This window comes from Micromonospora sp. BL1, from assembly GCF_003667485.1.
Classification (GTDB): domain Bacteria; phylum Actinomycetota; class Actinomycetes; order Mycobacteriales; family Micromonosporaceae; genus Micromonospora; species Micromonospora tulbaghiae.
Map to the genome: position 1 here is coordinate 27,697 of NZ_RCVK01000351.1, position 10,272 is coordinate 37,968.

Genomic DNA, 10,272 nt, shown 5'->3' on the forward strand with positions numbered 1-10,272 from the left:
CTCCCGGGACACGTCGGCGGTGCCCGGACCGCGTGCGGGAGAATGGTCAACCGTGCCCGCCCCTGACGCGCCGCTGACCGGCGCCCCCGCTCCCGGACCGGCCCGCCCGTCCCGGCTCGACCCGGCCATCGCGGTGAAGCTCCGCCGCACCCCGGACGGCCTGGTCGCCGCCGTGGTCCGCGCCCACGACTCGGGCGAGGTGCTGATGGTTGCCTGGATGGACGACGAGGCGCTGCACCGCACGCTCACCACCGGCCGGGCCACCTACTGGTCGCGCAGCCGCGGCGAGTACTGGGTCAAGGGCGCCACGTCGGGCAACCACCAGTACGTGCGCTCGGTGGCGCTCGACTGCGACGGCGACGCGCTGCTGGTCAGCGTCGAGCAGGTCGGCGCGGCCTGCCACACCGGGCAGCGCACCTGCTTCTTCACCGAACTGCCGGTCAGCTCCCCGGAGGCGACCCCGTGACCGACGGCACGGTCAGCCCGGACCGGTCCACCTTCGCCGACCTGGCCGCCCGCTGGCGGGTCGTGCCGGTGACCCGGCGGCTGCTCGCCGACGCGGAGACGCCGGTCGGGGTCTACCGCAAGCTGGCCGGCGGTCCCGGCACGTTCCTGCTGGAGTCCGCCGAACAGGGCGTCGGCTCGGCCGGCACGGCCTGGTCGCGCTACTCGTTCATCGGCGTCCGCAGCAGCGCCACGCTCACCGAGCGCGACGGCGCGGCGAGCTGGACCGGCACGCCACCGGCGGGCGTGCCCACCGGTGGCGACCCGGTCACCGTGCTGCGCGAGACGGTCGCCGCGCTCGCCGGGCCGGGCTGGGACCCGGCCGGTGACATGCCGCCGCTGACCGGCGGCCTGGTCGGCTACCTCGGGTACGACCTGGTCCGCCGCTTCGAGCGCCTGCCCGAGCTGACCGAGGACGAGCTGGACGTGCCCGAGCTGGGCATGATGCTCGCGACCGACCTGGTGGTCCTCGACCACTACGAGGGCTCCGCGATCCTGGTCGCCAACGCGGTGCTGCCGCCGCTGGACGACCCCGACCGGGCCGGGCGGGTCGAGGCCGCGTACCACCACGCCGTGGGCCGCCTCGACGCGATGACCAGCGCGTTGTCCCGGCCGATCCCGCCCATGGTCTCGACTGTGGGCCGGCCCGGCGTCGGCGAGGTGGTCAGCCGCACCCCCGAGGGCGGCTACCCGCAGGCGGTGGAGGCGGCCAAGGAGGCGATCCGGGCCGGCGAGTGCTTCCAGATCGTGCTCAGCCAGCGCTTCGAGCGCCCCACCGACGCCGACCCGCTCGACGTCTACCGGGTGCTGCGCACCACGAACCCCAGCCCGTACATGTACCTGCTGCGCTTCGACGGCTTCGACATCGTCGGCTCGTCGCCGGAGGCGCACCTCAAGGTCAGCGCCGGCCCGGACGGGCGGCGCCGGGCGCTGCTGCACCCGATCGCCGGCACCCGGCCGCGCGGCGGCTCCCCGGAAGGCGACGCCAAGCTCGCCGCCGAACTGCTCGCCGACCCCAAGGAACGCGCCGAGCACGTGATGCTCGTCGACCTGGGCCGCAACGACCTGGGCCGGGTGTGCCGCCCGGGCACCGTCGAGGTGCCCGAGTTCGCCACCATCGAGCGCTACAGCCACGTCATGCACATCGTCTCCACAGTCGTCGGCGAGCTGCGCGACGACCGCACGGCGTTCGACGCGCTGGCCGCGACGTTCCCGGCCGGGACGCTCAGCGGCGCGCCCAAGGTGCGTGCCATGGAGATCATCGAGGAGCTGGAGCCGGTGCGGCGCGGCGTCTACGGCGGCACCGTCGGCTACTTCGCCTTCGGCGGCGACCTGGACATGGCCATCGCCATCCGTACCGCGCTGATTCGCCACGGCCGCGCCTACGTGCAGGCCGGTGCCGGGATCGTGGCCGATTCGGACCCCGCCGCCGAGGACCAGGAGACGCGCAGCAAGGCCGCCGCGGTCCTCGCCGCCATCGCGGCCGCCGAGACGCTGCGGGCCGCCCGGTGAGCGCGCCCGGCACCACCGCGCCGACCGCCCGCGGCCGGCGCGAACTCGCGTACGCGGTGCTGCTCTGCCTGGCCGGTGCGGGCCTGGCCTGCTGGGCGGTGACCCGGACCTGGGCGGTCGAGGTGACCGCCCGGGGGTCGCTGCCGTCCGGCCGGGCCGGGCGCACCGGTACGGAGCTGCTGCCCTGGGTGCTGGCGCTGACGTACGTGGGACTCGCCGGCGGCGGCGCGGTGCTCGCCACCCGGGGCCGGCTGCGCCGGCTGCTGGGTGTGCTGCTGGCCGGCGTCGGCCTGGCGGTGGCGGTCGGCGGCGGGATCGGCCTGACCGAGATCGGCGTGAGCCGGCAGTGGCCGGCGCTGGTGCTGGCCGGCGGCGTTGCTCTGGCGGCCGGCGGCGCGTTCACCGCGCTGCGCGGCGACGGCTGGCCGGCGATGGGCGCCCGGTACGAGCGGCGGTCCGCCCCGGCGGACGAGCCCGGCCGGCCGGCGGTCGAACGCGGCACCCGGGACGCGTGGGACGCGCTCGACCGGGGCGAGGACCCGACGGTCAGCTGACCGGCTGCGCCTCGCGGGCGTCGCGCCGCTGCCGGGCCGCGGCCCGCGCGGCGGCCAGCTCGGCCACCAGCCGCTCCAGCTCGCGGCGCTGGGCGGCGCGGGCCCGGTCGGCGCAGACCGCCTCCCAGGCGTTGCCCCGGGCGGTACGCATCCGGCCCTCACCGGCCACCGCGCGTTCGAGCGTGTGCACCACGCCGACGGCGAGCGAGGCGACGGTACGGGAGATGGTGGTCAAGCCGATGGTCTGGGTCGGCCCGTTGGCGCTCATGGTCACCCCATACGAGATCGTTGGCGACGGTCGGCAGCCGCCGGCGTCGAGTGTGCCCGACGACGATGCTTCCGGGTGGACGTTTCGCCGCCGTGAAGCACAGGTCAACGCTGTCGCACCGGGGTCGACCTGGGCAGGGCCGGAGGTCCTTGAGCTTGGTCACAGCCCACCGCCGGAACCCGTCCTGCGGGCCCGGAACGATCGTGGTGAGATAGGGGATGGGTGACGGTCGATGCCAGCGGTGGCGCTGCGTGACATGGCGTTCACCGGAAGTCGGCCATCATGCCACAGCCCATGTCGTGAGGTGCGCCATACCCCCCGGCACTCGTCGCCAGGTGGCGCCCCCTAGCATCGGCCCATGACGCCCGGAGAGGGGAGTCCGTTGGTGACTGCTGAGCATGCGCACGCGGAGGGGGACGACGCCGGAGCGGCGCCGTCCGCAGGGGTGCTCGACGAGATCCTGGCCGGCGTGCGCGAGGACGTGGCCCGGCGCCAGGAGCAGGTTCCGCTGGAGCGGATCCGGGAACTGGCCGCCGCCGCGCCGCCACCGCTGGACGCGTACGCGGCGCTGCGCCGCCCCGGCGTGGCCGTGATCGCCGAGGTGAAGCGTTCGTCGCCGTCCAAGGGGCGGCTGGCCGAGATCGCCGACCCGGCCGACCTGGCCGGGGACTACGCCGCCGGTGGCGCGCGGGCGATCAGCGTGCTGACCGAGGGCCGCTGGTTCGGCGGGTCGCTCGACGACCTGGCGGCGGTGCGGGCCGCGGTGAACGTGCCGGTGCTGCGCAAGGACTTCGTGGTCTCCAGCTACCAGGTGCACGAGGCCCGCGCGCACGGCGCCGACCTGGTGCTGCTGATCGTCGCCGCGCTGGAGCAGAACGCGCTGGTCGGGCTGCTGGAGCGGATCGAGTCGCTCGGCATGACCGCGCTGGTCGAGGTGCACACCGAGGAGGAGGCGGACCGTGCCCTGGAGGCCGGTGCGCAGGTGATCGGCGTGAACGCCCGCGACCTGCGTACCCTGGAGGTCGACCGCTCGGTGTTCGAGCGGATCGCTCCCGGCCTGCCGAGCAGCGTCGTCAAGATCGCCGAGTCCGGGGTGCGCGGTCCGCACGACCTGATCCGGTACGCCTCCGCCGGCGCCGACGCCGTGCTGGTGGGCGAGGGCCTGGTCACCCAGAAGAGTCCGCGCGAAGCGGTCGCCGAGCTGGTCAACGCCGGTAACCACCCGGCCACGCCCCGCCCGGTGCGCTGAGCCGCCGGGCACCCGATCCGAGAGGACGCCCGCGATGAGCGCCGCACCCGCAGCCGGCCAGGTCCCCGACGCCGCCGGTCACTTCGGCCGGTTCGGCGGCCGGTTCGTCCCCGAGGCGCTGGTCGCCGCGCTGGACGAGCTGGACGCGGCGTACCGGAAGGCGATGGGCGACGAGGACTTCCTCGCCGAGTTCGACGCGTTGCTGCGCGACTACGCCGGCACGCCCTCGCTGCTCTACGAGGCCCGGCGGTTCTCCGCGCAGATCGGCGCGCGGGTCCTGCTCAAGCGCGAGGACCTCAACCACACCGGCGCCCACAAGGTCCGCAACGTGCTGGGCCAGGCGCTGCTCACCAAGCGGATGGGCAAGCGGCGGGTCATCGCGGAGACCGGCGCCGGCCAGCACGGCGTCGCCACCGCCACCGCCGCCGCTCTGTTCGACCTGGAATGCGTCGTCTACATGGGGCAGGTGGACACCGAGCGGCAGGCGCTGAACGTGGCGCGGATGCGGATGCTCGGTGCCACCGTCGTCCCGGTGACCACCGGCTCGCGCACGCTCAAGGACGCGATGAACGAGGCGATGCGGGACTGGGTCGCCAACGTCGAGGACACCCACTACCTGATCGGCACCGCCGCCGGCCCGCACCCGTTCCCGGAGATGGTCCGGGACTTCGTGCGCGGCATCGGCGAGGAGGCCCGCCGGCAGTGCCTGGACCTGACCGGCGCGCTGCCGGACGCGGTCGCGGCCTGCGTCGGCGGCGGCTCCAACGCGCTCGGCATCTTCCACGCGTTCGTGCCGGACACCGGGGTCCGGCTCTACGGCTTCGAGGCCGGCGGCGAGGGCGTCGACACCGGCCGGCACGCCGCCAGCATCACCGGTGGCTCGTCCGGCGTGCTGCACGGCACCCGCACGTACGTCCTGCAGGACGCCGACGGGCAGACCATCGAGTCGCACTCGATCTCGGCCGGCCTGGACTACCCGGGCGTCGGCCCGGAGCACGCCTGGCTGCACGACACCGGCCGGGCCACCTACCTGCCGGTCGACGACGCGGACGCGATGGCCGCGTTCGAGCTGCTCTGCCGCACCGAGGGCGTGATCCCGGCGATCGAGAGCGCGCACGCGCTGGCCGGTGCCCGCGCGATCGCCCCCCGGCTCGCCGAGGAACTGGGCCGGGAGCCGGTGATCGTGGTCAACCTGTCCGGCCGGGGCGACAAGGACGTGCACACCGCCGGCGCGTACTTCGGCATCCTCGACAAGGAGTGACAGCGTGAGCCGCATCGGGGTCGCCTTCGACAAGGCGCGGGCGGACGGGCGGGCGGTGCTGGTCGGCTGCATGCCGGCGGGCTTCCCGACCGTCGAGGGCAGCATCGCCGCCATGAAGGCCATGGTCGAGGCGGGCGTGGACGTCATCGAGGTGGAGATCCCGTACTCCGACCCGGTGATGGACGGCCCGGTCATCCAGAAGGCGAGCGACATCGCGCTCGCCGGCGGTGTCCGCGTCGCGGACGCGCTGCGCGTCGTCGAGGCGGTCGCCGCGACCGGGGCCAGCGTGGTCACCATGACCTACTGGAACCCCATCGAGCAGTACGGCGTGGACGCGTTCGCCCGCGACATGGCCGCCGCCGGTGGCACCGGCCTGATCACGCCGGACCTGATCCCGGACGAGGCCGCCGAGTGGCTGGCCGCCTCCGACGCGCACGGCCTGGACCGTACGTTCCTGGTGTCCCCGTCCTCGACCGACGCGCGGCTGCGGATGACCGTCGAGCACTGCCGCGGGTTCGTCTACGCCACCGCGATCATGGGCGTCACCGGCGCTCGCGCGCAGACCTCCGAGGCGGCCCCGGTCCTGGTGTCCCGGCTGCGCGAGGTCACCGACATCCCGGTCGGCGTCGGGCTGGGCGTGGGCACGGGCGCGCAGGCCGCCACCGTCGCCGGGTACGCCGACGCGGTGATCGTGGGCAGCGCGCTGGTCCGCTGCGTGCTGGACGCCCCGGACCAGGCCGCCGGCCTGACCGCGCTGCGCAAGCTCAGCTCCGAACTGGCCGAAGGCGTCCGCAACCCGGCCCGCTGACCGCTCCTGGCCGCCCACCTGCTTGATCGACTCCGTTCCGCCGAGGTGGCGTGGTCGGGGCCGCCGGGATACCGCCACTTCGCCGATCTGGTGTCGATCATGCGCGAGCGCGCTGGCCGGTCGTGTGCCGCAGCACGCCGGCGCGGCCGGCGAGCGCGTCCGCGATCGCCGCGCGCGTGGTGGGGGTCAGCACGTCGGGTAGCTCCTGCGGCGGCCACCACCGCGGCAGGCACCCGGCCACCGGCTCGCCCGCCGGTTCGACGTCGGCCGACCCGGCGCGGAACACGTGCACCAGCACGTCGGGGCGCGCGCCGCACCGCCCGGCCGGTGGGGCGGGCGCCGGTGGACCGGTGACCCGGTAGAGGCCGACCAGGTCGGTCAGCTCCACCGCCCAGCCGGTCTCCGCGCGGACCGCCCGGACGGCGGCGTCCGCCGGGCTCTCGTCGTGACGCAGCCGCCCGCCCGGCAACCCCCAGCGGCGGGCCCCCTCGGTCCGGCGGCAGAGCAGCAGCCGGCCGGACCCGTCGGTGACGACAGCGGCGACCGCCCAGGTGAGCGGGCTCATGGACAAAGAGCGTACGACCGTGCAAACCAGAAGTCATCCGACCCGCGCGGCAGGCGGCCCGGGGTGCCGCACACACGGTCCGCACCGGTACCGTGTGCACCCGTGACCCTCGCCCCGATGACCCCACTGGCGGCCATGCCCAGCCCCAGCACCGCCGTCTGGCAGCTCGGTCCGGTTCCGATCCGGGCGTACGCGCTCTGCATCATCCTCGGCATCGTGGTGGCCTGCGTGGTCACCGAGTACCGGCTGCGCCGCCGCGGCGTGGCGCCGGGCGCGGTGCTCGACATCGCCGTCTGGGCCGTGCCCGCGGGCATCATCGGCGCGCGGATCTACCACGTGATCACCTCGCCGGAGAAATACTTCGGCGCCGGTGGTGAGCCGATCAAGGCGCTCTACATCTGGGAGGGCGGTCTCGGCATCTGGGGCGCGGTGGCCGGTGGCGCGGTCGGCGCGTGGCTCGCCGCCCGGCAGCTCGGCATCCCGTTCGCCGTCGTCGCCGACGCGCTGGCTCCGGGGCTGCCCCTGGCGCAGGCCGTCGGCCGCCTGGGCAACTGGTTCAACAACGAGCTGTACGGCGGGCGGACCACGCTGCCCTGGGGCCTCGAGGTGCACGTGATGGACCCGGACAACCCGGGTCACGCGCTGCGCGACGACGCCGGCAACCCGGTGCTCCAGCCGGGGCTCTACCACCCGACGTTCCTCTACGAGGCGCTCTGGAACATCGGCGTCGCCGCGCTGGTGCTGTTCCTCGACCGCAAGCTGCGGCTCGGTCGCGGCCGGGCGTTCGCGCTCTACGTGATGGGCTACACGGCGGGCCGGTTCTGGATCGAGCTGATGCGCACCGACGAGGCGAACCTGATCCTCGGCGTACGCCTCAACGTCTGGACCGCCGCGCTGGTCTTCCTCGGCGCGCTGGCCTACTTCATCCGGGTGCGCGGTCCCCGCGAATACCTGGTGCCGGTGGGCGAGCCGGCTCCCGTGGCCGGTCCGGCCGGCGACGTGTCGCAGGTCGACCTGTCCGCCCGGGAGGCCGCCGCCCGGCCGGTCGCGCCCGAGGGCTACCGGGTGGTGAGCGAGGAACAGTTCGACGCGTACCGGGAGACCGGTGTGCTGCCCCCGGAGCCGGACGACGAACCGGCACGGGCCGAGTCCGCCGCCGACGACGCCGCGACGGGCGGCACGGACGGCGACGACAGCGCGGACGCCGACCGGGCGGACGGCAACGACACGGATCCGGAGCGGGCGGACGCCGAGCGCACGAACGCCGGCCGGGCCGAGGGCGGCGGGCGCCCGGCGGACCGGGACAGCTGAGCGGGGGAGTCATGCGCAGCGCGGTGGTGGTCGGCGCCGGCCTCGGCGGAATGGCGGCGGCCGGTGTGCTGGCCCGTTCGGGCTGGCAGGTCACGCTGCTGGAACGCGCCGACCGGGTCCGCCCGGAGGCGACCGCCGTGGTGCTCTGGCCCAACGGGGTACGCGCGCTGCGCGCCCTCGGGCTGGGCGACGGGCTGGACGCGATCGCCACCCCGCTGCCTGACGGGGGCGTGCGCCGGCCGGACGGGCACTGGCTGGTGCAGGCCCGGTCCACGCCGGCCGAGCGGATGCCGGTGGTGGTGCACCGGGAGGACCTGCACGACGCGCTGATCGCCGGCCTCGGCGACCGGGTCGAGCTGCGTACCGGCGTCACCGTGCGGACGGTGCGCGCGGCGTCGGGCGAGCGCCCGGCGGTGGGCGACGGCCGGCACACCTACGAGGCGGACCTGGTGGTGGCCGCCGACGGCACGGACAGCGAGATCCGCCGGCACCTCGCACCGGAGACCGCGGTGGTCAGCTCCGGGTGCGCGGCCTGGCGTGCGGTCATCCCCTGGTACCGGGCCCCGCAACTGCCGGACGACCAGCCGGTGCACGGCGAGACGCTCGGCGCCGGATACCGCTTCCTGGCCGCCTCGCTCGGCGAGCGGGGCACCGCGGGTGCGTCCCGCCGGGGCGGCGTCTACTGGGTCGCCACCGCCGCGGGCGCGCCCCGTCCGGAGCCGCCGGAGATCCAGCTCGCGCTGCTCAAGCGCTGGTTCGCGGGCTGGCCCGCCCCGATCGGCACGCTGCTGGAGGCGACCGACCCGGAGGACGTGGTCCAGCAGGAGATCCGCGAGCTGCGCCCGCTGCCCAAGGCGTACGGCTTCCCGGCCGGCCCGGGCGGCGTGGTGCTGCTCGGCGACGCCGCGCACGCCATGCCGCCGCACCTCGGGCAGGGCGCCTGCCTGGCGTTCGAGGACGCGGCGACGCTGGCCGGGCTGCTGCGGGAGTCGCGACTGCCGGACGCGGTGACCGCGTACGACAGGTTGCGCCGCCCCCGCGCGGCCACGATGGTCCGGCAGACCCGGCGGATGTCGGCGGTCCTGCAGGCCCGGGGCCGGCTGGCGCTGCGCGCCCGGGACGCCGCCCTGGGCACGATCAGCCCGCGGCTGCGCAACACCGCCGCCGCGGCCGCCGCCGCCTGGCAGCCGCCGTCCTGACCGTCCCGACGCCGCCCTCGGCGACGCGGTCCCCGTGCGGGCGGACGGCCCGCACCGGTGGTCAGATGACGGCGGCGGGCTCGGCGATGCAGGCGGTGCCCACCCGGCGGAACCCGACCCGCAGGTAGACGCGGGCGATGTCCTCGCTGCCGGCGCTCAGGAAGATCAGGTCGGTGCCGGCGGCGCGCAGCTCCCGCGCGAGCGTGGCGGTCACCGCCGCGCCCAGCCCGCGCTGCCGGGCGGACGGCAGCGTGGCCACGCCGGCGATCTCCGCCACGTCGTCGACCCGCATCGCCATCCCGCTGGCGAGCGCGCCCTCGCCGGGCGTTCCGGCGAGCACCGAGATGCGCCGCCCCTCGGCGACCCGGGTCGCCTCCTCCTCCAGCGCGGCCACGTCCAGCTGGGCGAGGGCGGCGTCCCGCTCGGCCGGTCCGGCGTCGCCGCGCGCGGTGCCGCCGTTGGCGAAGCCGACCGCCGCGACGGCCCGCCGCAGCGCGATGTCCGCCGCGAAGCCGGGTTCGGCGGGGTCCAGCACCCGCACCGGTACGTCGCTGAACGTCCCCGGGTCGGGCAGCCGCTGGGGTTCCAGCAGCATCAGCGGCGCCTCCAGCACGCTGAGCCCGGCCGAGCGGGCCACCGCGAGCAGGTCCGGCTGGTGCTCGTGCACCCACTCGAACGCCTCCGGCAGGCCCAGTTCCCGCTGCCGGGCGCGGACGGCTGTGACGTCGGCGAGCGTGGGCGCCTCGTCGGCGCCGAGCCGGGGCCGGGCGTAGAACGGCCATCCGGCGCCGTCCCGGACGAACAGCACCAGGGCGCCGTACTCCTCGGTCCGGGCCCCGTCGCGGGGCACCGCGTCGTAGAACCGCTCCAACCGGTCGAGTACGTCAGCGCGTGCGAGATCCACCGCGCGAGACTACACGTCCCAGCATCTGGAAGTGTGATCAATCTGAACTGGCCTTGCGCCGGAAGCCCTAACGTAGACTCAATAAACCGCAGAGGGCCGACGTCGTCCCCATCATGATCCATCCTGAGTGACGACAG

At 75.5% G+C, this 10,272-nt stretch carries 11 protein-coding genes; 8 read left to right on the forward strand and 3 right to left on the reverse strand.

Features of this window, described 5'->3' with window-relative positions; all coding sequences use genetic code 11:
* Positions 1-52: 52 nt before the first annotated feature.
* From hisI to EAD96_RS26445, 3 genes are read left to right on the forward strand one after another with little or no spacing between them, the layout of a single operon-like run.
* Positions 53-466 carry a phosphoribosyl-AMP cyclohydrolase gene (gene hisI, locus EAD96_RS31680; RefSeq protein ID WP_121686182.1) on the forward strand — a complete coding sequence of 138 codons (414 nt, stop codon included), beginning with the start codon at positions 53-55 and terminating at the stop codon, positions 464-466.
* Positions 463-2,016 carry an anthranilate synthase component I gene (locus EAD96_RS26440; protein WP_121686166.1) on the forward strand — a complete coding sequence of 518 codons (1,554 nt, stop codon included), beginning with the start codon at positions 463-465 and terminating at the stop codon, positions 2,014-2,016. The genes hisI and EAD96_RS26440 overlap by 4 nt, the downstream gene beginning before the upstream one ends.
* Positions 2,013-2,570, forward strand: coding sequence for a Trp biosynthesis-associated membrane protein (locus EAD96_RS26445; protein WP_121686167.1), 558 nt, complete (start codon positions 2,013-2,015; stop codon positions 2,568-2,570). Before EAD96_RS26440 ends, EAD96_RS26445 begins: the two co-directional genes overlap by 4 nt.
* Here the strand turns inward: EAD96_RS26445 and EAD96_RS26450 are convergent.
* Complete coding sequence (locus EAD96_RS26450; protein WP_120573671.1) at positions 2,563-2,838, reverse strand: hypothetical protein; 276 nt, start codon at positions 2,836-2,838, stop codon at positions 2,563-2,565. The two genes, EAD96_RS26445 and EAD96_RS26450, sit on opposite strands and share 8 nt — an antisense overlap.
* A gap of 445 nt (positions 2,839-3,283) precedes the next feature.
* On the opposite strand from EAD96_RS26450, the gene trpC reads away from it, so the two are divergent.
* Genes trpC through trpA form a run of 3 tightly spaced genes read left to right on the forward strand, consistent with a single transcriptional unit; the run spans position 3,284 to position 6,156 of the window.
* Entirely contained in the window at positions 3,284-4,087 is an 804-nt protein-coding gene (gene trpC / locus EAD96_RS26455) for an indole-3-glycerol phosphate synthase TrpC (protein ID WP_194801305.1), read from the forward strand.
* A gap of 34 nt (positions 4,088-4,121) precedes the next feature.
* Positions 4,122-5,348: a tryptophan synthase subunit beta gene (gene trpB, locus EAD96_RS26460; RefSeq protein ID WP_121686168.1), complete on the forward strand. Its 1,227-nt coding sequence runs from the start codon at positions 4,122-4,124 to the stop codon at positions 5,346-5,348.
* A gap of 4 nt (positions 5,349-5,352) precedes the next feature.
* A complete protein-coding gene (gene trpA / locus EAD96_RS26465; protein WP_121686169.1) occupies positions 5,353-6,156 on the forward strand; it encodes a tryptophan synthase subunit alpha in 804 nt (267 codons plus the stop codon).
* A 97-nt stretch (positions 6,157-6,253) separates the two neighbouring features.
* On the opposite strand, the gene EAD96_RS26470 is transcribed toward trpA, so the two are convergent.
* Positions 6,254-6,721, reverse strand: a complete 468-nt coding sequence (locus EAD96_RS26470; RefSeq protein WP_121686170.1) for an NUDIX hydrolase — start codon at positions 6,719-6,721, stop codon at positions 6,254-6,256.
* Between the two features lie 102 nt (positions 6,722-6,823).
* Here EAD96_RS26470 and lgt point away from each other — a divergent pair, with 102 nt between their 5' ends.
* Both lgt and EAD96_RS26480 read left to right on the forward strand, forming a co-directional pair.
* A complete protein-coding gene (gene lgt, locus EAD96_RS26475) occupies positions 6,824-8,032 on the forward strand; it encodes a prolipoprotein diacylglyceryl transferase (protein WP_121686171.1) in 1,209 nt (402 codons plus the stop codon).
* 11 nt (positions 8,033-8,043) lie between these two features.
* Positions 8,044-9,231: an NAD(P)/FAD-dependent oxidoreductase gene (locus EAD96_RS26480; protein ID WP_013287548.1), complete on the forward strand. Its 1,188-nt coding sequence runs from the start codon at positions 8,044-8,046 to the stop codon at positions 9,229-9,231.
* A gap of 61 nt (positions 9,232-9,292) precedes the next feature.
* On the opposite strand, the gene EAD96_RS26485 is transcribed toward EAD96_RS26480, so the two are convergent.
* The gene (locus tag EAD96_RS26485; protein ID WP_121686172.1) at positions 9,293-10,135 is read right to left on the reverse strand and encodes a GNAT family N-acetyltransferase; all 843 of its coding nucleotides are present in this window, start codon (positions 10,133-10,135) and stop codon (positions 9,293-9,295) included.
* Positions 10,136-10,272 lie beyond the last annotated feature (137 nt).